The organism is Amycolatopsis sp. WGS_07 (genome assembly GCF_045278895.1).
In the GTDB taxonomy this organism is placed as follows: Bacteria; Actinomycetota; Actinomycetes; order Mycobacteriales; family Pseudonocardiaceae; genus Amycolatopsis.
In genome coordinates this window covers 58237-83884 of the sequence record NZ_CP136053.1, presented here as the reverse complement: position 1 = coordinate 83884, position 25648 = coordinate 58237, and the positions used below count along the sequence as shown (strand labels likewise).

Here is a 25648-nt window from a genome sequence, read left to right as displayed (position 1 = left end):
GAAAGCTGGTGGTCACTGTGGACTCGCTGGTACACGCCGCGGAAACCGGAAAAGCCGCCGGGGTGGGCGAAAGCGCCCTCCGTCCGGACGGTACCGCCAAGGTGACCGGTCGGTTCGCTTATTCGTCCGATCTGTGGATCGAGGGCATGGTCTGGGCGACCACGCTGCGCAGCCCATACGCGGCCGCACGGATCCGGTCCATCGACACGAGCAAAGCCCTCGCTCAACCGGGCGTGCACGCCGTGCTGACCCACGAGGACGTGCCCGGCGCGAAAACCTACGGAATGAAGTCGGCCGATCAACCGGTTCTAGCGGTGGACGAAGTCCGCTACCACGGCGAACCCGTCGCGCTAGTCGCCGCCGATGATCCGGAAACCGCCCGCCAGGCGGCAAAGCTGATCATGGTCGACTACGAGCCGCTGACCCCGGTCACCGACCCGATGACGGTCTTGGACGACGGCGTCCGCCCCATCCATCCAAACGGAAACCTGGTGCGGCACGTAAAGATCCGACACGGGGACGTGGACAACGCTGAGGCGGACGTCGTGGTAACCGGAGAATACGAAGTCGGCATGCAGGACCAGGCTTTCCTAGGCCCGGAATCCGGCTTGGCAATCCCTTCTGAAGACGGCGGCGTCGAGCTTTATGTCTCCTCGCAATGGCTGCACAAGGATCTCGAACAGCTAGCCCCTTGCCTGGCCTTGCCGCCCGAAAAAGTACGCCTGACTCTGGCCGGTGTCGGCGGCGCGTTCGGCGGACGGGAAGACCTTTCCGTCCACGTGCACGCGTGCATGCTCGCCCTGCGCCTAGGCCGTCCGGTGAAGATGTCCTACAACCGCTACGAGTCCTTCTTCGGCCACGTACACCGTCACCCCGCGAAGATGCGCTACGAACATGGGGCCACAAAGGACGGTCGCCTGGTCTACGTCAAAGCCCGCCTGGTCCTAGACGGCGGTGCCTACACTTCAACCTCGCCGGTAGTAATCGCCAACGCCTGTTATTTCGTCACCGGTGCCTACGACGTTCCGAATGCCGAAATCGACGGCCTGGCGGTCTATACCAACAACCCGCCCTGCGGCGCGATGCGCGGTTTCGGTGCCGTCCAATCGGCCTACGGCTGCGAGTCCAATATGGACAAACTAGCCCACGCGCTAGGCATGGACCCGATGGAACTACGCCTGCGCAACGCCATGACCACCGGCACCGTCCTGCCGACCGGCCAAGCTGTCGACGGCCCAGCCCCCGTCGCGGAACTGCTGCAAGCCCTCCGCGACCGTCCACTGCCGCCCGCCGCGGGCACAGACCTGCTTTCCCTGCCCGGCGGAGCCGCCAACACGACGCACGGCGAGGGGTGCGCCGCGGCGTCGGCTACGCGGTCGGGGTGAAAGCGATCGGCTATTCGGGCGGCGTCGACGACATCTCAACGGCTCGAGTCGCACTGGCTGTGGTGAACGGCGCCCCAGTGGCTTCCGTACACACCGCCGCCGCTGAATGCGGACAGGGCGTCACGACTGTCCAAGCGCAGGTGACGAGCACGGAACTAGGCGTATCCCGCGTGGTCGTCCTCCCCGCCGACACCCAAATCGGCGACGCCGGCTCCGCGTCCGCCTCCCGGATGACGTGGATGTCGACCGGTGCCGTGCAAGGCGCGTGCCGCCACATCGCCCGCGAACTCCTGCGCCGCGCCGCCGACGTGTCGGGCCTCCCTGCCTCAGCGCTTTCGTTGAGCGATGACCAAGTCCTGAACACCGCTGGAGATTCGGTCTGCACGATCGCCGACCTGGTGGGCGCGGATACCGTCGAGCACACCTTCGAGTACCACCACCGCCCGACCGAAGGCATCGACCCAGAAACCGGCCAGGGCGCCGCGCACATCGCGTTCGCCTTCGCCGCCCACCGAGCCGTGGTGGACGTGGATGTCGAACTGGGCTTGGTGAAGGTGGTCGAACTGGCCACCGCCCAAGACGTCGGCAAGGCGATGAACCCGTTGGCCGTAGAAGGCCAAATCGAAGGCGGCAGCGTACAGGGCCTTGGCTTGGCGTTGATGGAGGAAATCCTGGTCGACGCCGAGGGACGGGTGCGGAACCCGTCGTTCACGGACTACCTGATCCCGACGGTGCTGGACGTGCCGCCGATGCCGATCAGCCTGTTCGAATTCCCGCATCCGGATTCGCCGTACGGGTTGAACGGAGTCGGAGAACCGCCGACGCTGTCCTCGACCCCGGCAATCCTGAACGCCCTCCGCGCCGCGACCGGCCTGCCCTTGCCGAAGGCCCCGATCCGTCCGGACGACATCGCCCTGTCCGCCACTCCCTGATCGCCACGCGGCTTCGCAGGTTTGGCCGCTTGTCCTCCACCCAGCCCGTCGGCGCGCGACCCCCGCCTCCCGGAGGTACTCCCGTGGATTTCCTGACCCCCGTGACCTGGGCAGAAGCCCTAGCCGCCAAAGCCGAACACCCCGACGCCGTCCCGTTGGCAGGCGGCACCGACGTCCTGGTCGAACTGAACTTCGACCACCGCCGCCCCGCCGCGCTCCTCGACCTCACCCGGATCAGCGCCCTGACGGAGTGGACTGAAAGGGACGGCCGGATCCGGCTGGGCGCAGGCGTGCCCTACACCCGGATCATCACCGAACTGGGCACCCGCCTCCCCGGCCTGGCGATGGCGAGCCGCACCGTCGGCTCCCCGCAAATCCGCAACCGAGGCACCGTCGGCGGCAACCTAGGCGCGGCCTCCCCAGCCGGCGACACCCACCCGCCGCTGCTGGCCTGCGACGCGACGATCGAGGTGGAGTCCGTACGCGGCGTCCGGATGATCCCGGCGACCGAGTTCTACCAAGGCGTCAAACGCAACGCACTGGCCCCGGACGAGCTGATCGCCGCGATCCACCTCCCCGTCGCGACCGGCCCGCAGCAGTTCGCGAAGGTCGGCACCCGCAACGCGATGGTCATCGCAGTGTGCTCGTTCGCACTGGACCTGGCCCCAGAAACCGGCTGGGTAGGCGCGGCGGTGGGTTCGGCCGCCCCGACTCCGCGCCGAGCCACCGCAGCCGAAGACTTCCTCCGCGACGCCCTGTCCGACAGCTGGGCCTCCCGCTCCCCACTGCCGGACCCAGTGCTCCGCCGCTTCGGCGACCTAGCCGCGAGCGCCGCGTCCCCGATCGACGACGTCCGGGGCAGCGCGGACTACCGCACCCACGCGATCGCCGTACTGGCCCGCCGGACGTTGAGCTGGGCCTGGGAAGACTATCGGAAAGGCGGGCAGCCGAAATGCGCCTGAACCTCACTGTCAATGACGAGAACCGGACCGTCGACGAGGTCTGGGAAGGGCAAAGCCTGCTGTTCGTGCTCCGCGACCAGCTGGGTCTGCCCGGCTCGAAAAACGCCTGCGAACAAGGCGAATGCGGTTCGTGCACAGTGTATTTGGACGGTACCCCAGTGTGTTCGTGCCTGGTCGCCGCAGGCCAAGCCGAGGGCAGAGAGGTCCGCACGGTAGAGGGCTTGGCGGACGGCGATCAGCTGGACCCGGTGCAACAAGCCTTCATCGACGCCGGCGCGGTGCAATGCGGTTTCTGCACGCCGGGCCTGATCGTCGCCGCGCATGAACTGGTGCACCGGGGGACCGCGCCAACAGACCCGGAAATCCGCGAGGCTCTCGCGGGAAACCTCTGCCGCTGCACCGGATACGAGAAGATCCTCGACGCGGTGCGTGTGGCCGCGGAGCGGGTGGGGGAGACGGGCCTCCCTGCGTGATGCCCGCCGGGTGAGTTGGCGCTCCTGCCGACTCACCCGGTCCCCGCGTTCGGAGTGCCTGCCTGAGTTATGTGGTTATTGCTGGCCCTTGGGCATGCACTGGCGTGATCCTGGGCGCGCCTGCCCATCCGACCGTTCCCCGCGGCTCGGTAACGGCGGTCTGGAGGCCTGTGGTCATGCTCGTGGACGCGCGCCAGCCATTTGACTCAACCCAGCCCGCACCTGCTTCGGCCCGTCGGTCCACGCCTGGCGAGCGGTCTCGTCCATCCCGGACCACCCGCCTTGTCCTGGACCCATCGCCCCGGTCGGCAAGCCCCGGCGGCTTCTTCCGGACGCCCGACGACGCAAGCCGCCACTGGCTCGCGCCGAACCGCCTCGGGCTCGCCGCCCGCACCGACCAGCCGTCAGGGCCGGATCCGCAGCGCGCGTTGGCCTGGCGGTCTCTTCGGCGCACGCGGCCTTGCCGTCTCGCTTCGGAGGTGCGAGCTGCGTTGGCCTGTCGGTTCCTTCGGTACGCGTGCTGCTTCGTCGTCCTGCTTCGGGTGTGTGAGCTGCGTTGGCTTGGCGGTTCCTTCGGCGCGCGCCGCTTCGCCGTCTCGCTTCAGGTGTGCGGGCTGCGCTGGGCTGGTGGTTCTTTCGGTACGCGCGCTGCTTCGCCGTCTCGCTTCGGGCGCGCGGGCTGCGTTGGCTTTGCGGTTCCCTCGGCGCGCTGCTCGCCGTTCCGCTTCGGGTGTGCGACCTGCGCTGGGCTGGCGGTTCCTTCGGCACGCGAGCTGCCTCGCCGTTCCGCTTCGGGCATCCGAGCTGCGTTGGCCTGTCGGTCTCTTCGTGCCCGCGCCACCCCGCCGACCCACCCCGGGCCTGCGGACCCGCGCCGGGCACCCGCGCCAACGGTGCGCCCCCAATCAGAGCCCCTTCATCAGATCCGTCTCCGTCACCCCCGGCCCCTGTCCTTCCCGGATGAACCACTCCGTTCCGAAGGCCTGTCCGAACTTGTCGTCCGGCAGGGCCAGGAAGAACGACTCCTCGCTGATCTGGCTCTGATGCGCGCGCATCGCCGCTCGCTTGACCTTCAGGTACGCCGTGACGTCCACCTCCGCGGTCAGTTCGGCTTCCGGTTTGCCGATGGTCATCTCCTCGTCCGGAACGCTGTCCTCGCCCGTCGCCCGGGCGGTTTCGGCGGCTTGGCGAATCCGGTCGCGGTTGGCCGAGCCCTGGTAGATCCGCGGCGTGCCCGCGAGTTCGCCCGCGCGCATGCCGACGCGGTGGACCTGGATGTGGTCCGGGTGGCCGTAGACGCCGAAGTCGTCGTACACGGTGAGCACTTCGGCCGACTCCTCGCGCAGGATCGTCGCCAGCCGTTCCGCCGCCTCCTCGACCGGCGCGCTCCAGAAGGTGTCCGGGCCGTCGTTCGCCGGGTCGCCCATCATTCCGGAGTCTTGGTATCCCAGGAACTCCACGCGCGAGACGCCGAGCACCTCGGCCGCCGCCTGCGTCTCCTTGACCCGCCGTTCCGCGAGTTGCTCGCCGTCGTCGAGAAGTCCTTCGGGGATCTCGCCCTTTTCCCCGCGCGTCGCCACCACGAGCACCACCCGGTGCCCCTCGTCGGCCGCCTTGCGCATCACGCCGCCGGTCATGATGGCTTCATCGTCGGGATGAGCGTGAAACGTCACTAGTGTCGCCATGCCACCGAACTTACCGGCACCCACCGACAAAAACCGGCGCCCGCCGGAAACCGCTTCCGGAAAACCGGTCACACCCTCCACTGTGGACAGGTCGCCCACATGGGTGGACCTGCCGGTTTATCCGCACGAGGGGTCCCCTCGCGCGGTCCTGGCCTTGGCTTCTTCCGCTGCCCGGCTTACGTTGGGGTCCGCGACCGAGGAGGCGTCAATGGCGGAACGGACGAAATACATCCTGGACGAGGCCGATCTCCCGACGCAGTGGTACAACGTGGTGCCGGACCTTCCCGAGCCGCCGCCTCCGCCGCTGCACCCGGGAACGCGCGAGCCCGTCGGGCCGGCGGACCTGGCTCCGCTGTTCCCGCAGGCGCTCATCGAGCAGGAAGTCACGAGCGAGCGGTATATCGACATCCCCGAGGAAGTCCGGGATGTCTACCGGCTTTGGCGGCCGTCGCCGCTCTACCGCGCCCGCCGGCTGGAGAAGGCGCTCGGCACGCCGGCGCGGATCTACTACAAGTACGAGGGCGTCAGCCCAGTCGGCTCGCACAAGCCGAACACCGCTGTGCCGCAAGCGTTCTACAACGCGGCTGAAGGCGTCACGCGGCTCACCACCGAAACCGGCGCCGGTCAGTGGGGGAGCGCGCTGGCGTTCGCGTGCGCGACATTCGGGCTGTCCTGCGAGGTCTGGCAGGTGCGGGCGTCGTACGACCAGAAGCCGTACCGCAAGCTGATGATGGAGACGTTCGGCGCGCAGGTATACCCGAGTCCATCGGACCGCACGGCGGCCGGCCGGGCGATTCTGGCGGAGAATCCGCAGTCGACGGGCAGCCTCGGCATCGCGATCAGCGAGGCGGTCGAGCAGGCCGCGGCGGACCCGGGCGCGCGGTACGCGCTGGGCAGCGTGCTCAACCACGTGCTGTTGCATCAGACAGTGATCGGCGAGGAAGCCCTCCGGCAGTTCGAGATGGCCGGCGACACCCCGGACGTCCTCGTCGGCTGCACCGGCGGCGGCTCCAACTTCGGCGGGCTCGCTTTCCCGTTCCTGCGGGAGAAACTGGCCGGCCGGATGAACCCGGTGATCCGCGCGGTCGAGCCAGCGGCGTGCCCCACTCTCACCCGCGGCCGCTACGCCTACGACTTCGGCGACACCGCGGGTCTCACCCCGTTGCTGAAAATGCACACGCTCGGCCACGGCTTCATCCCGGACCCGATCCACGCCGGCGGCCTGCGCTACCACGGGATGTCGCCGCTGATCTCGCACATCTACGAACTGGGTCTCATCGAGGCGCTCGCGATCGGCCAGCAGGAATGTTTCGCCGCGGGAGTGCAGTTCGCCCGCACGGAAGGCATCATCCCCGCGCCGGAACCGACGCATGCCTTGGCGGCGTGTATTCAAGAGGCGTTGCGCTGCAAGGAAACTGGAGAGGAGAAGGTCATTCTGACGGCCCTGTGCGGGCACGCGCACCTCGACCTGCCCGCGTACGGCGCGTACCTGGCCGGGGAGATGGTGGACAACGAACTTCCGGACACGGCACTGGAGGAATCGTTGGCGGCGCTTCCGTAGGTGGGTGCGTTGGTGGATGGAGGTTGGCGGAGGGAGAGGAGCGGCTGAGGGAATTAGATGGCGGCGATGCTGTGCTGGCGGACTGATGTGTGCGGGCGGCGCTGTGTCGGCGGGCTGGTGTGGGCGACGCTGCGCTGGGTTGGCGGGCCGGTGTGTGCGGGCGGCGCTGTGTTGGTGGGTTGGCTTGCGCGGGCGGCGCTGGGGTGGTGGGCCGGTGTGGGTGACGCTGCGCTGGCGTGCTGACCTGTGCGGGTGGTGTTGTGCTGGCGAAGGCTGGCTTGTGTCGGCGGTGCCGTGTTGGAGAGGCTGACCTTCGCCGGGTGGTGCCGCGCTGACGGTTGACCTGTGCGGGCAGTGCCGTTGACGGGCTGGCTGGTGCGGACGAAGTCGCGTTGAGGGGCTGGCCGGTACGGGCGGCGCTGGGTTGGCAGGCTGGTGTGGGTGACGCTGCCCTGTCGAGGCCTGGCCGATGCGGGTGGTGCTGTGTCGGCGGGTCGTGATGTGCGGACGCTGTCGTGCTTGAGGGCTCGTCTGCACAGGCGACGCAGCGCTGATGGGTTGGCGTGTGCGGATAGCGTCGTGCTGGCGGGCTGAAGTGCCCGGGTAGTGCCGCGCTGGTGGGGCTGATGCGTGCAGGCGCTGCGCCAGCGGCCCGACCTCCGCAAGCAGTGGCGCGAGCGGGATCAGCCGGGCCTAGCGGTAGAAGCCGAACCGGACCGTCGCAGGGGAACTGGGCGGGACCCGCGTAGTGGCAGCAGGCGAGAGGCCGGGCTCAGCCGTCAGTGAGGCGGGACCGGCGGGTTTCCAGGAAAGCCCGTTCGGTCTCGTTGGTAGCCAACGCGATCGCCTCGGTATAAGCGGCATCGGCCTCCGTGATGCGGCCCAAGCGGGACAGGAAGTCCGCTCTGGTGGCGGGTAGCAGGTGGTAGCCGGGGAGTTCCAGGGTGTCCACGATGGCCAGGGCCAGTTCCGGGCCGTGCACTTCGGCGACGGCGACGGCTCGGTTCAGCGCGACGACGGCGGTCGGAGTGTGGGCTAGGAGTTGGTCGTAGAGGGCCAGTACTTGCGGCCAGTCCGTCGTCGCGCCGTCGGTGTGGACGGCGTTGATGGCGGCTTGCAATTGATACGGCCCGGGCTGTCCGCGGCGTAGGCATTGGCGTACCAGGGCGTGGCCTTCGGCGATCAGGTCCTGGTTCCAGAGCGAGCGGTCTTGGGCGGCCAGGACGACCAGGTGGCCAGCGGCATCGACGCGGGCTGGGCGGCGGGCTTCGGTCAGGAGGAGCAGGGCCAGCAGACCCTGGACTTCCGGTTCGTCGGGCATCAGGTCGGCCAGTGCGCGGGTCAGGCGGACGGCTTCCAGGCACAGGTCTGTCCGCACCAGGGTGCCGGAAGTCGAGGTGTAGCCCTCGTTGAAGACCAGGTACAGCACAGTCAGGACGGACGCCAGGCGGTCTGGCAGGGCGGCCTCGTCGGGGACTCGGTAGGGGATGCCGGCGTCGCGGATCTTCTTTTTGGCGCGGACGATGCGCTGGGCGATCGTCGGCTCCGGGACCAGGTACGCTCGCGCGATTTCGGCGGTTTCCAGGCCGCCCAGCAGGCGCAGGGTCAGGGCGGTCTGTGCGAGCGGGGACAGGGCCGGGTGGCAGCAGGTGAAGATCATCCGCAGCTGATCGTCGCGCACGGGGCCCACCTCGGCTGGTTCGTCGGGCTGGTGGAGGAGCAGGGCTTGCGCGTGGCGGGCTTCGCGGGTGGATTCCCGGCGCAGGCGGTCGATCGCGCGGTTTCGGGCGGTGGTCACGATCCAGGCGCCGGGGTTGGCTGGCAGCGACTCGGACCACGCGGTGACGGCGGTGGCGAAGGCGTCCTGAACGGCCTCCTCGGCTAGTCCGATGTCGCCGAGGAGGCGGGTCAGGGTGGCGACGCAGCGGCCGTACTCGGCTCGGTAGACCGCGGCCAGTGTCACGCGACGTCCTCCGGGCCGTCGGCGAACGGGCGTACTTCGATGGGGCGGCCGCAGGCCTGGGCGCATTTGTCGGCCCAGGATAGGGCTTCGTCCAGGTCCGCGCACTGGATTACCCAGAAGCCGGCCAGCTGCTCCTTCGTTTCGGCGAACGGGCCGTCGGTCATCGTGACGCCGCCGTTCGCGGGGCGGACCACCGTGGTGGCGTGCAGAAGGCCGCAGGCCGCCGACGAACACCCAGGCGCCGGCGGCCTTCATGTCGTCGGTGACCTTGGTGGTGCGGGCCATCTGGGCGGTTAGCTCGGCACCGGTCTCGTGAGTGGTTTCGTCTGCTTGGACGGCCAGCAGGTACTGCTTCATGGCGAACTCCTCAAACGCGGGGGTCTCTTACCTTGGCTACGAACGCGCTGGACGCCATTCGACACCTCGGCAAGAAAAACGTCACCGTTCTTTGGAGACCGTCGCCAGCAGTTCCGGGCCCCGGGCCACCAGCCGTTGTTGCGCGAGCGAACCCCACCACCACGCCAGTGCGGCACCGGTCGCGATCCCGGCCGGGATGCCCAGCCACTGCAGCACCGGCAGGTCTGCCAGCTCCCCGGCCACGCACAGCGCCACCACCGGCAGCGCGCCGAGCACGATGAGCAGCGTCGTCGCCAGCATCAGGGCGGCTCGGGCGCAGCCGGGGCGGCCGCCGGACGACCACGGGCTGCCGCTGCGGCGCTGATCCGGCAGGGGAAGGCGAGGAAGACGGACTGCAGCATCAAGACCCCGGCTCCCGCGCCCAGCGTCGCCGGGACCAGGCCGAGGACCCACGGATACGCACCTGGCACGCCGGTGACGCCGGGCAGGACGAGGGCCAGCACCACGGCCAACGGGGCGACGATCAGTGCCCACGCCAGCTGACGGCCGCGGATGTCAGCGCGTTCGGCCCCGGGGACGACCAGCGTGTGCCACAGCGAACTGCCGTCCATTCCGTACAGATTGCCGGACTGCATGGACGCGAAGATCACTACGGCGACGCTGAAGTACGGCAGCATCACCGACTGCGGGCCATGGGAAAAGGATGGCACCACGGTGATGACGAAGCCGATGAGCAGCGTTGACAGGAGGGCGACGCGTCGGCGGGCGTCTCGCCACCAGGTGTAAAGCTCCTTGCGTGCCACGGCGCCTACCGGAGTCGGAGGCAGCAGGCCGCGGCGCGCGCGGGTGCGTTTCGCGCGGGTGCGCGAGGCTCCGCGGAACGAGGGCGTGGTGACCTGGCGGGCCAGCAGCGCGCCCCACAGCACGACCAAGACCGCGACGGCTCCGAGCAACGCGGCGAGAAGGCCGCCGACGGTGCCCCATTCGCCGACCCCGGCCGCGTGCACCGCGAGCGTGCCCCAGCCGGACGGCAGTGCGTGCACGACGCTGACGAAGCCGGGCATCCGGCCGGAGACGATCGCCGGGCCGAGGCTGTTCATCACGTAGTTCACCGCGACGCCGGACAACCCGGTGAGCGCCACCAGGATGATGCCCAGTTCCTTGCCCTTGCGCGACGTCAGCAGCGCACCGAGCGCGGCCATCACCACGCGGTACAGCAACACCACGAACGCCAGCTGCAGCACGGTGAACACGAGCCCGACGAGCGCTGCGCCGGCTCCGAAGCGCAGCCCGTAGAACACCAATCCGAGGAACGCCAGCAGGCTCACCAACGCGGTGACGCCCACGAAACTCGCCGCCAGCAGGCCGACCGCGAGCTTGCGACGGCCGATCGGCAGCAGCGCGAAGTGTTCCGGCCGCAGGGTGTCGTCCCCGCCGCCGGTCGCGATCGGGGCGAGCACCCAGCCCGCCATCCAGACCGCGTAGAGCGAGGTGAGCAGGTCGACCGTGATCCGGGCTTCCGGCACCGGGACCACCGCGACACCGATGGTGAACAGGGCTGCCAGCAGACCGAAGACGCCGCCGACGATCATTCCGGCGATCTGCCGCCCGCGCAGCGAATTGCGCAGGACCCGCAGCTTCAGTCGGACGAGGACGCCAACCACGCCAGCCCCTCCGCTCCACCGGTCCGCCCGCCGACAATGTGCACGAACGCGTCTTCCAGCGTGCCTTCGCCCCGCACGTCGGCCACCGCGCCAGCGGCGACGACCCGGCCGCGCGTGATCACCGCGACGTGGCTGCACAGCTGTTCCACCAACGCCATCACGTGACTCGACAGCACGACCGCACCACCGGAAGCGACGAACCGCTGCAGGATCGTGCGGATCGTCGACGCCGACACCGGGTCGACCGCCTCGAACGGCTCGTCCAGCACGAGCAGCCGCGGCCCGTGCAGCAACGCCGTCGCGAGGCCGATCTTCTTGCGCATCCCCGCGGAGTAGTCGATGACGAGCGTGCGCTCGGCGTCGGTCAGCTCCAGTACGCCGAGCAGTTCCTGGGCACGTTCGGCGACCGTGTCCGGCGCGAGCCCGCGCAGCAGGCCCATGTACGTGAGCAGCTCCCGCCCGGTCAGTCGCTCCGGAATGGACAATCCGTCCGGAAGAACGCCGATCAGGCTTTTCGCCCGTTCCGGCTCCCGCCAGACGTCCACTCCGAACACGCGCGCCTCGCCGGCGTCGGGCCGCAGCAGGCCGACCGCCATCGACAGCGACGTCGTTTTCCCGGCGCCGTTCGGGCCGACGAGGCCGAAGAACGACCCTCGTGGCACTTCCAGCCGCACGTCGTCTACTGCCAGCGTGGTCCCGAACCGTTTGGTGAGTCCGTAAAGCCCCATGGCCGCGTCGTCGGACACCGGTTCCCCCTTCCCGTGGTGTGCGCCCGACTGTACGCGGGGTCACCGACAAAAAGCGGGCGGAGTGGTGTCGGAAAGACGCGGATCCGGGTCGCCGGACATCGCCAGCAGCCCGCGCACCGCGCGAACGAGCTTCGGCCAGGAAGCGGGTTTCCGGACGTCGTACGCGCGCAGCAGCTGGCGCAGCATGGTGAGCGTGTCGAAGTAAATCCGTTCGCACACCAGCTGTTCGCCGGCGTCGAAGAGGAAGTACGCGGTCATCCGGACCCGGAATCGCTGTCCGGTCGGGGGAATCTTACCGAGCGGCCCGCGATGGGTGCCGAGGAGCCAAAACTCGACGATTACCGCATCGGCACTGTGCCGCAGCGCGATGATTTCGTGGTCCTGGTCGGGAAAAGCGCGGCGCGTTTCGTCGTAATAGCCGCGTACCGCGGACTCGCCGTCGTGCACGGTCATCGTCGGGACGATCTCGTAGTGCGGATGCGGGAACGTCGCCAGCACGTCGTCCCAGTCCTGGCGCACCTCGTCATGGAAGTGGTCGAGGACGAGCTTTTGCCGGGCGCGCAGCACTTCCGGCGCGGGGATGGCCAACGGGTCCACGGGTTCCTCCAAGCCGGGAGAGCGACGCCGCAATTTAATCCACATCGTGGGTTTAACGCAAGTACGCCATGATGGAACCGTGAACACCACGACGCGCCGGGGACGCCCGCGCAAGGGCGACGCCCGGCTGACGCGGGAGGCGATCCTGACGGCCGCGCTGGAAGTGGTCGACGCCGACGGAGCGGCAGCGGTGAGCATGCGGACCGTCGGGCAGCGCTTGGGCGTGGACGCGAAGAGCCTCTACCACCACATCGACGGCAAAGAGGGCTTGCTCGACGCGGTCGCCGGGCACGTGCTCGGCGGGATCGACCTACCGGAGCTGACCGGGCAGCCCGAGGAAGACCTCCGCGCGATCGCCCAATCCTTCCGAACCGCGACGCGAGCGCATCCGCAGGCCGCCGCGCTGGTTCTCACCAGACAGCTGCCGTCGCTCGCCGCGCTCGCGCCGGTCGAGGCGGTGCTTTCGGTGCTGCGCAAGGCAGGCGCTGCTCCCGACGAAGCGGTGCACCTGCTGCGCTCGCTCCTGGCCGTCGTGGTCGGCTCTCTTCTGCGCGAGGCAGGCGCGGGGCCGGCGTTCGGCGTCACCGACGAGGACGGAATCGCCCGCCGCCGCGCCGACCTGGAGCAGACCGAACTGCCCGCCGTCGTCGAATCCGCGCCGCATCTGGCGCGGTGCGATCACGAAGCGGAGTTCGCTTTCGCCGTCGACCTCGCGGTTTCCGCCGTGGTGCGGCGGCTTACTGCTCCCCGCAGGTGATCTTCGGCTGCGGGTTGTAGCGGACCGACCGCGTGTGCCGCGAAACCTCCCGGCCCGACGCCGCGTCGCGCAGGATCCGGGTGTCGGTCGCAGTGAACCCGGGCGCGCCGTTGGACGCGTGGCAGTTCTCCGCCGGGCCCGGTTTCGTCGGCGGCGGCGTCGGGTTCGTCCGCTCGCCGGGAACCGATTCGACGGTGTACCGCTTGGTGCCCCACAGTTTCACGGTGATCGACGACGGCGTCCAGACGGTCTGGATCGCGACGCCGGTGTCCGAGTCGTTCGTGAACTTCAGGTCGATCACGCTGGCGCCATTGGGATTCTGGAACACCGTCGCCTCGCGCGCGGCCGGGTAGCGGCTGATGTAGTAGCTGTGTTCCTTGTGCCCGGCGTCCTTCATCCCGGAGAAGTACGCCGCGTTGTACAGCGTGGTGGCGAACTGCGAAATGCCGCCGCCGACCTCGCGGGCAGGCGCGCCGTTCTCGATCACGCCCGCCTCGACGTACCCCTGCGGACGCCCGCGCGGACCGGTGAACCCGTTGAGGCTGAACGTTTCTCCCGGCTTCACGATCGCGCCGTTCACCTTCTCGGCGACCACGCGGATGTTCGTTCCGGAGTCGGGCGCGAACCCGCCGGTGCTGAATTCGCCGATGACTTCCTTGACACCCAGCTTGTCCGCCTGCTCGGTGGTGACCTTCGCGGGCGTCTTCTTGTAGATCGCCTTCAGCTCGCGGGCGTCGGTCTGCTTGAGCGTGTTCGGCAGCGGCTTGAGGCTCTGCTCCCAGTCCACGGTGTTGCCGTCCGCGGACGGTTCGACGACCGGTTTGCCGCCTGAGAACGCGATCGCCGCGTCCTTGCCCTCCTGCTCGGTGGACTTCAGCTGCGGCGCGAGCGCGTCGGTGATCTTCTTCGGGTCGATCTGCGGGGCGAGGCTGCCGCCGTCGCCGGGCACGAACGTGAGCGCGCCGGCGATCTGCTCCGGCGTCAGCGTCGCGTCCGCGCCTTCGCCCTTGACCACGACCGGCGCGGACACGGCGGGCTTGGCGAACTCGGCGAGCGCCCGCTGGACGCCCTCGGCGGTGGTGCGCACCGGTGCCGACGCGACCGGAAGCGTGAGTTCGCTGCTGGAAGCCCAGCCGCTCAACACCTTCGCGCGAGCCGCGGCGACATCCAGCTTCTGCCCGGGCTGTGGCGGGACCGCGACCGGGTTGGCTCCGTCGAACCGGATCGTGCCCTCGACCGGAGCGCGGTCGACGCGGCCGCGCAGCTCCTCGAGCGCCGAGTCGAGCTTGGCGTCGTCGGCGTGCGACACGACGCCCAGTTCCCGGGTGCTGAAGAACGACGTGAGCCGGGTGAAGGGGTTGATCGGCTGGTCGCCTGCCTGGTCCAGGGTGCCGCTCCAGTCGAGCCGCAGCCCGGCCTCGGTCGGCGACAGCTTGGTGTGCGCGTTGCCCGCGGTGACGGTGAGCGGCTGGGTGAGCCGGGGCTCGATCTTCCCGCGCAGCTCGCGTTCGGCGACCGGCCGCTCCAGCCCGCCGACGTCCACGCCGGCCACGACGACGCCGCGCGGCACCCGGCCCTGGCTGGTCAGCAGGTCGATGAGGTAGGCGACGACCAGCACGCCGAGCACGCCGCCGCTGATCCAGCCCGCTTTGCGCAGGCCGCGTCCGCGCGGCGGGGGAGGAGGTTCTTCCGGCGGCACGACCGGCAGGATCTCGGTCTGGTCGCTGTCGGTTTCCGGCCAGCGCGGTTCGTACTGCACCTCACGACCCCTTCGATTCGCTGCGGTCAAGGGCACAGCGTACGGGCCGAGCCGGACATGCCGGACTACTGCCCCCAGCGGAACAAACCGGTCACCCTGTGTCGTGCGCGGCGGGGCCCGGGGGTCACCCTGCGTCCGGTTCCGGATTGGCCCCGGCGCGGGCGAGAAAGTCGAAGTCGCAGCCCTCGTCCGCCTGCGTGATGTGCTCCGCGTAGAGGGCACCGTAGCCCCGCTCGAACCGCGGCGCAGGGGCGGCCCACGAAGCGAGACGACGCTCCAGTTCAGCGTCGTCTACCCGCAGCCGCAAGGTCCGGGACGGCACGTCCAAGGTGATCAGGTCCCCGTCGCGGACGAGCGCGAGCGGCCCGCCGACGTGCGATTCCGGCGCCACGTGCAGCACACACGCGCCGTAACTGGTGCCGCTCATCCGGGCGTCGGAGATCCGCACCATGTCCCGCACGCCTTGTTCCAGCAGATGCGCCGGGATCGGCAGCATGCCGTACTCGGGCATCCCGGGGCCGCCGAGCGGACCGGACCCGCGCAGCACCAACACGGAATCCGCGGTGATGCCCAGCGCGGGATCGTCGATGCGCTTCTTCAGGTCCGCGTAGTTGTCGAAAACCACTGCCGGACCGGTGTGCGTGAGCAGGGCGGGGTCGGCGGCGATGTGCTTGATCACCGCTCCGCCGGGAGCGAGGTTGCCGTGCAGCACGGCCACGCCGCCTTCGCTGGCCACCGGATTGTCGCGCGGACGGATCACGTCGTCGTTGTGGACGCGGGCTTCGGCGAGGGAGTCGGCGAGCGGACGCCCGGTGACGGTGACGCGGTCGAGGTGCAGCAGATCGGTCAGGCGGGACAGCAATCCGGGCAGGCCGCCCGCGTAATAGAAGTCCTCCATGAGCCAGTCGCCGCCCGGCCGGATGTTCGCCAGCACCGGCACTCGGCGCGCGATCGCGTCGAAATCCTTCAGGGACAAGGAGATCCCGCTGCGTCCGGCCATCGCGATCAGGTGGATCACCGCGTTGGTCGACCCGCCGAGCGCCAGCACGGTGGTGATCGCGTCGGCGTACGCGCGTTCGTCGAGGAGCTTCGTGATCGTGAGGTCTTCCCACACCATGTCCACGATTCGTGCGCCGCTCGCCGCGGCCATCCGGTGGTGCGCGGAATCGACCGCCGGGATCGACGCCGCGCCGGGCAGCGTCAGCCCCAGCACCTCGGCGGCTGAGGTCATGGTCGACGCGGTGCCCATCGTCATGCAGTGGCCGGGGGAGCGGGCGAGGCCGCGTTCCAGCTCGGCCAGCTCGCGGTCGCCGATCGTGCCCGCGCGCCGTTCGTCCCAGTACTTCCACATGTCGGTGCCGCTGCCGAGCACCTCGCCGCGCCAGTTTCCGCGCAGCATCGGCCCGGCGGGCACGAAAATCGACGGCAGCCCGGCGCTCGCCGCGCCCATCAGCAGCGCGGGGGTGGTTTTGTCGCAGCCGCCCATCAGCACCGCGCCGTCGACCGGATACGACCGGAGCAGTTCCTCGGTTTCCATCGCCAGCAGATTCCGGTACAGCATCGGCGTCGGCTTCTGATAGGTCTCCGACAGCGTCGCGACCGGGAATTCCAGCGGGAATCCGCCCGCCTGCCACACTCCGCGCTTGACCTGCTCCGCGCGTTCGCGCAGGTGCTGGTGGCACGGATTGATGTCGCTCCAGGTGTTGAGGATGCCGATGACCGGCTTGCCCAGGTGTTCCTCCGGCTCGTAGCCGAGCTGCCGGGCGCGGGTGCGGTGGCTGAAATTCCGCAGGTCGTCGCCGCCGAACCAGCGGTGGCTGCGCAGGTCCTCGGGTGCCTTCATCGCGGCTTCGGTCCTTTCGACGGCGGATGGCATCTGATATATGATCGTACGTGTCGACGCTCGGAGACGCCCGCCTGGTTGAATGTGCGGGGACGAGCGCGAAAGCCAGGAGGGTCGGCATGCCGTCCACGTTCAGCCTCCCCGCCTCCCGCACCGAGGTGGTGCTGGAGGAGATCCGGCGCGGCATTCTCGCCCGCGAGCTGGTGCCCGGTCAGCAGCTCGTGGAGGCGGAGCTGGCCGCGCGGCTCGGGGTGTCGAAGACGCCGGTGCGCGAGGCGCTCAAGGTGCTGTCCAACACCGGGCTGGTCACGTTCAGCCCGTACAAGGGCGCGTCGGTGTGCGTGGTCGACGCGGAGCTGGCGCGATCGGTCTACGACGTGCGGATGGTGCTGGAGCCGGAAGCGCTGCGCCGCGCCGTACGCGCTTCGGACCGCGCGTCGTTCGACGAGGCCGCGCAGATCCTCAAGGAAGCGTCGGCCGCGGATGCCGACCAGACCACGCTGAGCCTGTTGAACCGGCGGTTCCACCGCGCGCTGTACGCGGGCTGCGGTAATCCGCTGATGGTGTCGATGCTGGACGATCTGCGCGACCGCGCGGCGCTGATCACCGTGGTCGGCTGGGACGCGAACCCCAGCTGGCGCAAGGAATGGAACGAGCACAAGGCGGTGCTCGCCGCCGCGAAGAAGGGCGACGAGGACGGCGCGGCCGAGCTGCTGCGCGCGCACATCGCGGCGTTCCTCGACCACGTGCTCGAGGCGATCGGGGAGGAGTGACGGCGTGCGGTTGCTGCTTCTCGCGGACACTCACCTGCCGAAACGGGCGAAGGAACTGCCCGCGCAGGTCTGGGACGAAGTCGAGCGAGCGGACATCGTGGTGCACGCGGGTGACTGGGTCGACGTGGCCACCCTCGACGAGCTTTCCGACAGAAGCACCCGGCTGATCGGCGTTTACGGCAACAACGACGGCCCCGAACTGCGGAAACGCCTGCCGGAGGTGGCCAGGGAGACGCTGGAAGGCGTCCGGCTGGCGGTGGTGCACGAGACCGGCGACGCGAAGGGCCGCCCGGCCCGGTGCGACGCGGCGTATCCGGACGTCGACGTGCTGATCTTCGGGCACAGTCACATCCCGTGGGATTCGGTGACGCCCGGCGGGCTGCGGCTGCTCAACCCCGGTTCGCCCACCGACCGGCGGCGGCAGCCATTCTGCACCTACCAGACCGCCGAGATCCGCGACGGCCGTCTCGGCGACGTGGAGCTGCACGAGCTGCCCCGGCGCGGCTGAGCGGGTAAAACAGGAGGCATGGACCCGGCCCGCGCGCTGCGCGACATCGCCTTTCAGCTCGAACGCGCCGGTGAACCGACTTACCGCGTGCGCGCGTTCCGTCAGGCCGCGGCAGTGGTCGACCGGTTGTCCGAGGACGAGCTGGCGTCGCGCGTCGGCGCGAAGACGCTTCAGGCGTTGAAGGGGATCGGCAAAGCCACTGCGGGAGTCATCGAGGACGCGTGGCACGACCGTACGCCTGCGTACGTGGCGAAGCTGCCCAAGAGCACGCTGCCGGACGGCGGTGCGCTGCGTACGGCGCTTCGCGGGGACTGTCACGCGCATTCCGACTGGTCTGACGGCGGCAGCCCGATCGCCGAGATGGCCGAGACGGCTCGCGAGCTGGGGCACGAGTGGATCGTGCTCACTGACCATTCACCGCGGTTGACGGTCGCGCGCGGCCTGTCCGCCGAGCGGCTGCGCGCGCAGATGGACGAAGTCGCGCGAGTGAACGAGCAGCTGGCACCGTTTCGCGTGCTGCACGGCATCGAGGTCGACATCCTTGACGACGGCTCGCTCGACCAGACCGAGAAACTGTTGGGACAACTGGACTTCGTGGTGGCGAGTGTGCACTCGAAGCTGCGGATGCCAGCACGGGAGATGACGCCGCGGATGCTGGCCGCGGTCGAGAACCCGCACGTGCGCGTGCTGGGCCACTGCACCGGACGCCTCGTCGGCGGACGCAGCAGGCCGGAATCGCAGTTCAACTCGGAGAAGGTGTTCACCGCCTGCCGGGAGCACGGGGTGGCGGTGGAGATCAACTCGCGGCCGGACCGGCTCGACCCGCCGACGCGGTTGCTGCGCCAGGCGGTGGAGCTGGGCTGCGAGTTCGCGATCGACAGCGACGCGCACGCGCCGGGCCAGCTCGACTGGCAGGTCTACGGGTGCGAGCGGGCGGAGAAAGCGGGGATTGGGGCGGAGCGGGTGATCAATACGCGGACCGCTGAGGGTCTCGTGAGTGGCAACCCCGGTTAGAACCGGGATTGCCACTCACGACGGTCAGTTGATCTCGTACGGGTCGCCGTAGACCTTCCACTTGAGCGGCGTGTGCAGATCAAGGTTGCCGTCGTTGAGGAACACCAGCTGTTCGGTGTCCACCCGGGACGTGTCCGCGTGCGCCTCTTCCTGCTTCATGACGACCTTGCGCGCGTCGAGGAATGCCTTGAGATACGCGGTTTCGTCGCCGCCCTGTGCCGGCGGCTTCGCCTTCGACAGCGCGGCGTCGCGGATGCCGCCGAAGCTGTCGCTGCTCGTGCCGGGTCCGTGCATCACGATGGCGTCGTAGTAGATGAACTGGCCGAGCGCGCCGAGACCGTCGGATTTTCCTTGGTTCACCGCCGGATCGAAGTACACGCGGTCGCGTTCGCTGTTCTGCGCGGCCTGGAATTCCTCGGTGCCCGCGGCCTCCTTCCACGCGCTTTCGAAGGCCGAGCCGAGACCCTCGTGCGAATCGGAGCCGTTGACTTTTTCCAGCGCGGGCAGGAATTTCGCCAGCGGGTTGTCCGGAACGGACTTGGTGTAGGCCTGCACCAGTTCGAGCATGTCGCCGGTGCCGGAGCAGAACCCGATGATGCCCGCGGTGTAGCCGCGGCCGTCGCCGATGTCCTCGATGTAGGAGTACTGCTTCTTCCAGTCGAGCGAGGAGTTCTCCGCGCTCGACACCAGCTGCATCGCGATCTCCTTCTTCTCCGGAGACGCGAGGTCGCCGCCCGAACCGAGCACGGACGCCGAGGCGGCGAGCGGGGCGGGCACGGCGGCGGCCGAGAGCGCGGGGGTGCTGAACACGAGGGCGAGGGCCGAGGCAGCCGTGAGACCGGCGACCAGCGTGGGCCGCATCGTCTTGCGCATGAGGGGAATCCCTTTCCGCGGTACGTGGGCAAGGCGGCCGGACCGGCGAATGACCGGTTCCGGGTACTGCTGCGGCGTAGCGCCACGATAACCGAGCGTGAAGCGGCAGGGCAAGGGATGCGCCGAGGTTTCACGGATGTGAACGTCGGGAGTCCACTATGGACGTTGAAGATTGCCTGAAGGCGGCCGAAAAGCGGTCAGGTCCGCGAGAGTCGGCTCCAGATCGTCCACTGTGGACGAAAAGAGAGCCGTCGGTGCAGGTTAAAGACATGGTAAACTCGGATCGAGATGACGACTCCTGCCGCCGCTCCCGCGCCGCGGCACCGGTCCATCCTCGTCGTGGTGCTCGCCGCCCTGCTGCTGCTCGGCGTCGCCGTGCCCGGCCCCGGTCCGGCGGGCCCGCGTCCGCACGATCCCGAACCGGCCCTGGTGCAGGAACAGGGCCCGCATCTCGTCGCCGCGCACCCGCTGCCGCTCGCCGATGCCCCGGGCGAGATCCGCCTCGCCCGGCCCGATGGGTGCACCGTCCCGTGTCTCGGCGCGCCGCCGGTCGAACTGGATCGCGCGCCGGTACCCGCCGCGGCGCGGGCCCCTCCTGACTGCTGAGTACTCGGTTCCCCCTGTACCCGGCTCTCAAGAGGACACTATGAGCAACGGTCATGCTTTGCTGGCCGTCGGCGGCGCGTTTCTCGCTGCCGGCGCCCTCGCCCGCGTCGGCGCCCGGATCGGGCTGCCCACGATCCCCCTGTTCATGCTGGCCGGTTTCGTCTTCGGCCCGCACACTCCCGGACTGTCCCTTGTGGACGACCCGGCCGAGTTCGGCGTACTGGCCGGGCTCGGTCTCGTCTTCCTGCTCTTCTACCTCGGACTGGAGTTCTCGCTCGACGATCTCGCCCGCGGCGGGGCCAGACTCGCCGGCGCGGGGCTGGCGTACCTGGTGCTGAACGTCGGCGGCGGGCTCGCGTTCGGCTTCGCGCTGGGCTGGGGCGCGCGCGAGGCCCTGGTGATCGCCGGAGCGATCGGCATCTCGTCCTCGGCCATCGTCACCAAGCTGCTCCTGGAAACCCGGCGGATGAACAACCGGGAATCCCGCCTGATCATGGGCATCATCGTGCTGGAGGACCTCTTCCTCGCGCTGTATCTGGCGCTGCTGCAGCCGGTGCTGTCCGGCGCGGACGGCTTCGGCGCGGCGCTCGCCGACTTCGGCAAGGCGTTCGGCTTCCTGCTCGTGCTCGCCGCGCTGGCCCGCTGGGGCGGGCGGCTGGTGTCGCGGCTGTTCGGTTCGGCGGACGACGAACTGCTCACCGTCTGCTTCGTCGGCGTGGCCGTGCTCGGCGCCGCGGTGGCCGAGGAGGTGGGCGTTTCCGACGCGATCGGCGCGTTCATGGTCGGCATGATGCTCGGCAATTCCCAGGTCGCGCCACGGGTGCACAAGCTGGTGCTGCCGCTGCGGGACGCGTTCGGCGCGCTGTTCTTCTTCATCTTCGGCCTGTCGATCGACCCGGGCGCGGTCGGCACGGTCGTCCTCCCGGTGCTCGCCGCGGTCGTGCTGACGCTGGTGCTGAACCTCGCCGCCGGCGCGTTCGCCGCCCGGCTGCACGGCTTCGACCGGCAGGAGGGCGTGAACATCGGGCTGACCGTGCTCACCAGGGCGAGTTCTCGCTGGTTCTGGCGGCGATGGCGACCACCGCCGGGCTCGACGCGCGAGTGGCCCCGTTCGTCGCCGGGTACGTGCTGCTCCTGGCGGTGATCGGACCGCTCGCCGTGCTCCGCTCGGACCGGCTGACCTGGCTGCTTCCGGCCAAGCTCGTCCGGCCGCGCCCGGCCCCGGTGTCCTGAGCCGGGGCGCCGGGCTGTCACTCGCGGCATATTCGGAAGCCAGCACGGTCACGCACGGCTATCCTTGGCCCAAGTATGTCCACTCCATCTCCCTTCGCAGAGCTGCGCGCCCAGCTGCCCGAATTGATGCTGCGCGACGAGCACCGGCTCCGCCGCCGGATCGACGGCGCGCGCCGGTCTCGCGACAAGCAGCAGACGGCTGAGCGCATCGCCGCCGACGTCGAAACGGCGCTGCTGCGCGTGCAGCAGCGCCGCGAAAGCGTGCCGAAGATCGAGTACCCCGCCGAGCTGCCGGTCAGCAGGCTCAAGGACGAGATCGGCGACGCGATCCGCGACCACCAGGTGGTGATCGTCGCGGGGGAGACCGGGTCGGGCAAGACCACGCAGCTGCCGAAGATCTGCCTGGAGCTGGGCCGGGGCGTGCGCGGGCAGATCGGGCACACCCAGCCGCGCCGGCTCGCCGCGCGCACGGTCGCCGACCGGATCGCCAGCGAGCTGAAGACCGAACTGGGCGACACCGTCGGCTACAAGGTCCGGTTCACCGACCAGTCCGGCCAGGACACCCTGGTCAAGCTGATGACCGACGGCATCCTGCTGGCCGAGATCCAGACCGACCGGATGCTGCGCCAGTACGACACGCTGATCATCGACGAGGCGCACGAGCGCAGCCTCAACATCGACTTCATCCTCGGCTATCTCAAGCAGCTGCTGCCGCGCCGTCCCGACCTGAAGGTGATCATCACCTCGGCGACCATCGACCCGGAGCGGTTCTCGCGGCACTTCAACGACGCGCCGATCGTCGAGGTCTCCGGCCGGACCTACCCGGTCGAGGTGCGCTACCGCCCGCTCGTGGACCCGGACGACCCCGAGGGCGATCCGGACCGCGACCAGACGCAGGCGATCGCCGAGGCGGTCCAGGAGCTGTCCGGCGAGGGGCCCGGCGACATCCTCGTGTTCCTCTCCGGCGAACGCGAGATCCGCGACACCGCGGACGTGCTGAACCGGCTGGAGCTGCGCAACACCGAGGTGCTGCCGCTGTACGCGCGGCTGTCCGCGGCCGATCAGCACCGGGTGTTCCAGCGGCACACCGGACGGCGGATCGTGCTGGCCACGAACGTCGCCGAGACGTCGCTGACCGTGCCGGGGATCAAGTACGTGATCGACCCGGGCACCGCGCGGATCTCCCGGTACAGCCACCGCACGAAGGTGCAGCGGCTGCCGATCGAGGCGATCTCGCAGGCGTCGGCGAACCAGCGCAAGGGCCGCTGCGGGCGTACCTCGGACGGCATCTGCATCCGGCTGTACTCCGAAGAGGACTTCGAATCGCGGCCGGAGTTCACCGATCCGGAGATCCTGCGGACGAACCTGGCGTCGGTCATCCTGCAGATGACGTCGCTCGGGCTCGGCGACATGGCCGCGTTCCCGTTCGTCGAGCCGCCGGACCGCCGCCAGGTCACCGACGGTGTGCAGCTGCTCCAGGAACTCGGCGCGTTCGAGACCGGCGATTCCTCGAAGCTGACCGAGATCGGCCGCAAGCTCTCGCTGCTGCCAGTCGACCCGCGGATGGGCCGGATGGTGCTGGAGGCCGCGCGGAACGGCTGCGTGCGCGAGGTGATGATCATCGCCGCCGCACTGTCCATTCAGGACCCGCGCGAGCGGCCGGCGGAGAAACAGCAGGCCGCGGACGCACAGCACGCCCGGTTCGCCGATCCGACGTCGGACTTCCTCTCCTACCTCAAACTGTGGGAGTACGTCAGCGAACAGCAGAAGACGCTGACCGGCAACCAGTTCCGCCGGATGTGCCGCACCGAGTACCTGAACTACCTGCGGATCCGCGAGTGGCAGGACATCTTCGGGCAGTTGCGCCAGCTCGCCAAACCGCTCGGCATCACGCTCAGCACCACGCCCGCCGAACCGCAGCACGTGCACACGGCGCTGATTTCCGGGCTGCTGTCGCACATCGGGCTCAAGGACCCGGCCAAGGGCGATTATCTCGGCGCGCGCGGGGCCCGGTTCTCGGTATTCCCCGGTTCGGCGCTGTTCAAGAAGCAGCCGCGCTGGGTGATGTCGGCCGAACTGGTGGAGACCTCGCGGCTGTGGGGCCGGGTCAACGCGCGGATCGAGCCGGACTGGGTCGAACCGCTCGCCCAGCACGTGGTCAAGCGTTCGTATTCGGAGCCGCACTGGGAACGCAAGCAAGGTGCGGTGATGGCCACCGAAAAGGTGACGCTGTACGGCGTGCCGCTCGTCGCCGACCGCCGGGTGAACTACGGCCGGATCGACCCGGAGACCTCGCGCGAGATGTTCATCCGGCACGCGCTGGTCGAGGGCGACTGGCAGACGAACCACCGGTTCTTCGCCGAGAACCGCGCGCTGCTGGACGAGGTCGAAGACCTGGAGAACCGGGCCCGGCGGCGCGACATCCTGGTGGACGACCAGACGCTGTTCGAGTTCTACGACGCGCGAGTGCCCGAGGACGTCGTGTCCGTGCGGCATTTCGACAGCTGGTGGAAGAAGGCGCGGCGGACCGAGCCGGACCTGCTGTCGTTCGAGAAGTCCATGCTGATCAACGAGATCGCGGGTGCGGTCCGGGAATCAGACTATCCGAACTCGTGGACGCAAGGCACGCACGTTTTCAAGCTGACTTACCAGTTCGAGCCCGGTGCCGACGCCGACGGCGTGACCGTGCACATCCCGCTGCCGGTGCTGAACCAGGTGACGCCAGACGGTTTCGACTGGCAGGTGCCCGGCCTGCGCGGCGAACTGGCGACGCAGCTGATCAAATCGCTGCCGAAAGCGTTGCGGCGCAACTTCGTCCCAGCTCCCGACACGGCCGCTGACGCGCTGACGCGAATGTCCCCTTCGGACGGTCCGCTGCTCGACATCCTCGGCGACGAGCTGCACGCGATGCGCGGCATCGACATCCCGCATTCGGCGTGGGACCTTTCGACGGTGCCGGATCACCTCCGGATGACCTTCCGCGTGGTGGACGAGCGCGGCAAGCGAGTGGCCGAGGGCAAGGATCTGGACGAGCTGAAGCGCCGTCTCGCCCCGCGCGTGCGGGAGACGATTTCCAAGGCTGCCAACAGTATTGAGAAGGCAGGCTTGGTGCAGCCGTCGTTCGGCGAGCTGCCGAAGGTGTTCGCCTCCACCCGGCGCGGCCACGACGTCAAGGCGTATCCCGCGCTGGTGGACGAGGGCAAGTCGGTGGCCGTGCGACTGCTCGACACCCCCGCCGAACAGCAACACGCGATGTGGGCAGGCACGCGGCGGATGCTGCGGCTGAACCTGAACTCGCCGATGAAGTTCATTACCCGCTCACTGTCGAACTCGTCGAAGCTCGTGCTGAACCGCAACCCGCACGGCAGCGTCGCGGGCCTGCTGGAGGACTGCGTCGACTGCGCGGTCGACGCACTGATGGCCTCCGCGGGCGGTCCGGTCTGGGACGAGGCGGGTTTCGCCGCACTGCTGGAAAAGGTGCGCGCGGGCTTGAACCCGAAGGTGCTGGAAGTGCTGACGGAGGTCGAGCGAATCCTGCGCGCGGCCATCGACGTCGAGACGCGCCTGGCGGACACCCGCGGCCCGGCCGAGTCGCTGGCGGACATCCGGCGTCAGCTGGACGGCTTGGTGCACGCGGGCTTCGTGACGGAAACGGGCGCTGGCCGGCTGTCGAACGTGGTCCGGTACCTGCGCGGCATCGAGCGGCGGTTGGAGAAGCTGCCGCTGGAGCAGACGCGGGACCTGCAGCGCATGGCTGACGTCGCGTGGATCACGAAGGAGTACGAGGACGCGGTGGCCGCGTTGCCGCCGGGGACGTCGTCGCCCGCGCTGGCGGAGGTGCGGTGGATGATCGAGGAGCTTCGAGTGAGCTTCTTCGCGCAGACACTGGGGACGGCGCATCCGGTGTCGTTGAAGCGGATCACGAAGGCGCTGGACGACGCGCTGGCTTGAGGA

Annotated in this window: 19 protein-coding genes and 2 pseudogenes; 11 read left to right on the top strand and 10 right to left on the bottom strand. The window is 69.2% G+C overall.

The genetic code is table 11. The annotated features are described in order from the left end of the window. Positions 1-17: 17 nt before the first annotated feature. From pucD to RPX00_RS00350, 3 genes and pseudogenes are all read left to right on the top strand, one after another. Positions 18-2317: pseudogene (pucD, locus tag RPX00_RS00360) on the top strand (xanthine dehydrogenase subunit D). A gap of 83 nt (positions 2318-2400) precedes the next feature. After that, positions 2401-3279, top strand: coding sequence for an FAD binding domain-containing protein (locus tag RPX00_RS00355; RefSeq protein ID WP_406636285.1), 879 nt, complete (start codon positions 2401-2403; stop codon positions 3277-3279). After that, positions 3270-3752 carry a (2Fe-2S)-binding protein gene (locus tag RPX00_RS00350; protein WP_406636283.1) on the top strand — a complete coding sequence of 161 codons (483 nt, stop codon included), beginning with the start codon at positions 3270-3272 and terminating at the stop codon, positions 3750-3752. The genes RPX00_RS00355 and RPX00_RS00350 overlap by 10 nt, the downstream gene beginning before the upstream one ends. Before the next feature lie 905 nt (positions 3753-4657). Here RPX00_RS00350 and RPX00_RS00345 read toward each other — a convergent pair. Beyond that, the gene (locus RPX00_RS00345; RefSeq protein ID WP_406636281.1) at positions 4658-5437 is read right to left on the bottom strand and encodes a PIG-L family deacetylase; all 780 of its coding nucleotides are present in this window, start codon (positions 5435-5437) and stop codon (positions 4658-4660) included. A gap of 208 nt (positions 5438-5645) precedes the next feature. On the opposite strand from RPX00_RS00345, the gene RPX00_RS00340 reads away from it, so the two are divergent. After that, positions 5646-6998, top strand: a complete 1353-nt coding sequence (locus RPX00_RS00340) for a TrpB-like pyridoxal phosphate-dependent enzyme (protein WP_406636279.1) — start codon at positions 5646-5648, stop codon at positions 6996-6998. Positions 6999-7770: 772 nt separating this feature from the next. On the opposite strand, the gene RPX00_RS00335 is transcribed toward RPX00_RS00340, so the two are convergent. The 6 genes from RPX00_RS00335 to RPX00_RS00310 all read right to left on the bottom strand — a co-directional run bounded on the left by RPX00_RS00335 (position 7771) and on the right by RPX00_RS00310 (position 12328). Further along, entirely contained in the window at positions 7771-8961 is a 1191-nt protein-coding gene (locus tag RPX00_RS00335; protein WP_406636277.1) for an RNA polymerase sigma factor, read from the bottom strand. Continuing rightward, positions 8958-9155, bottom strand: a complete 198-nt coding sequence (locus RPX00_RS00330; protein WP_406636275.1) for a YciI family protein — start codon at positions 9153-9155, stop codon at positions 8958-8960. Before RPX00_RS00330 ends, RPX00_RS00335 begins: the two co-directional genes overlap by 4 nt. 244 nt (positions 9156-9399) lie before the next feature. Continuing rightward, a complete protein-coding gene (locus RPX00_RS00325; RefSeq protein WP_406636273.1) occupies positions 9400-9618 on the bottom strand; it encodes a hypothetical protein in 219 nt (72 codons plus the stop codon). Continuing rightward, positions 9618-10982: a hypothetical protein gene (locus RPX00_RS00320; protein WP_406636270.1), complete on the bottom strand. Its 1365-nt coding sequence runs from the start codon at positions 10980-10982 to the stop codon at positions 9618-9620. The genes RPX00_RS00325 and RPX00_RS00320 overlap by 1 nt, the downstream gene beginning before the upstream one ends. Then, complete coding sequence (locus RPX00_RS00315; RefSeq protein WP_067582806.1) at positions 10958-11728, bottom strand: ABC transporter ATP-binding protein; 771 nt, start codon at positions 11726-11728, stop codon at positions 10958-10960. The genes RPX00_RS00320 and RPX00_RS00315 overlap by 25 nt, the downstream gene beginning before the upstream one ends. 42 nt (positions 11729-11770) lie before the next feature. Further along, complete coding sequence (locus tag RPX00_RS00310) at positions 11771-12328, bottom strand: ester cyclase (protein ID WP_406636267.1); 558 nt, start codon at positions 12326-12328, stop codon at positions 11771-11773. Positions 12329-12407: 79 nt separating this feature from the next. On the opposite strand from RPX00_RS00310, the gene RPX00_RS00305 reads away from it, so the two are divergent. Then, positions 12408-13085 carry a TetR/AcrR family transcriptional regulator C-terminal domain-containing protein gene (locus RPX00_RS00305; RefSeq protein WP_406636266.1) on the top strand — a complete coding sequence of 226 codons (678 nt, stop codon included), beginning with the start codon at positions 12408-12410 and terminating at the stop codon, positions 13083-13085. On the opposite strand, the gene RPX00_RS00300 is transcribed toward RPX00_RS00305, so the two are convergent. Together RPX00_RS00300 and araD are read right to left on the bottom strand one after the other, a co-directional pair. Next, positions 13066-14844: a VanW family protein gene (locus tag RPX00_RS00300; RefSeq protein WP_406636264.1), complete on the bottom strand. Its 1779-nt coding sequence runs from the start codon at positions 14842-14844 to the stop codon at positions 13066-13068. The genes RPX00_RS00305 and RPX00_RS00300 overlap by 20 nt on opposite strands. A gap of 124 nt (positions 14845-14968) precedes the next feature. Next, positions 14969-16687, bottom strand: a complete 1719-nt coding sequence (araD, locus tag RPX00_RS00295) for an L-arabinonate dehydratase (RefSeq protein WP_406642717.1) — start codon at positions 16685-16687, stop codon at positions 14969-14971. A 119-nt stretch (positions 16688-16806) separates the two neighbouring features. Between araD and RPX00_RS00290 the strand changes: the two genes are divergently transcribed. The 3 genes from RPX00_RS00290 to RPX00_RS00280 are packed head-to-tail and all read left to right on the top strand — an operon-like array spanning position 16807 to position 18982. Then, positions 16807-17460 (top strand): GntR family transcriptional regulator, encoded by a 654-nt coding sequence (locus RPX00_RS00290; protein ID WP_406636263.1) that lies wholly within the window; start codon positions 16807-16809, stop codon positions 17458-17460. A gap of 4 nt (positions 17461-17464) precedes the next feature. Next, the gene (locus tag RPX00_RS00285; RefSeq protein WP_406636261.1) at positions 17465-17968 is read left to right on the top strand and encodes a metallophosphoesterase family protein; all 504 of its coding nucleotides are present in this window, start codon (positions 17465-17467) and stop codon (positions 17966-17968) included. Positions 17969-17986: 18 nt separating this feature from the next. Continuing rightward, positions 17987-18982 (top strand): PHP domain-containing protein, encoded by a 996-nt coding sequence (locus RPX00_RS00280; protein WP_406636259.1) that lies wholly within the window; start codon positions 17987-17989, stop codon positions 18980-18982. Between the two features lie 24 nt (positions 18983-19006). On the opposite strand, the gene RPX00_RS00275 is transcribed toward RPX00_RS00280, so the two are convergent. Continuing rightward, on the bottom strand, positions 19007-19855 hold the full coding sequence (locus tag RPX00_RS00275; protein ID WP_406636257.1) for a chitosanase: 849 nt from the start codon (positions 19853-19855) through the stop codon (positions 19007-19009). 288 nt (positions 19856-20143) lie between these two features. Between RPX00_RS00275 and RPX00_RS00270 the strand changes: the two genes are divergently transcribed. The 3 genes and pseudogenes from RPX00_RS00270 (at position 20144) to hrpA (ending at position 25645) form a co-directional block, all read left to right on the top strand. Further along, positions 20144-20461, top strand: a complete 318-nt coding sequence (locus tag RPX00_RS00270) for a hypothetical protein (RefSeq protein ID WP_406636255.1) — start codon at positions 20144-20146, stop codon at positions 20459-20461. A gap of 40 nt (positions 20462-20501) precedes the next feature. Beyond that, positions 20502-21694: pseudogene (locus RPX00_RS00265) on the top strand (cation:proton antiporter). A gap of 75 nt (positions 21695-21769) precedes the next feature. Next, complete coding sequence (hrpA, locus tag RPX00_RS00260) at positions 21770-25645, top strand: ATP-dependent RNA helicase HrpA (RefSeq protein WP_406636253.1); 3876 nt, start codon at positions 21770-21772, stop codon at positions 25643-25645. The last annotated feature ends 3 nt before the right edge of the window (positions 25646-25648 follow it).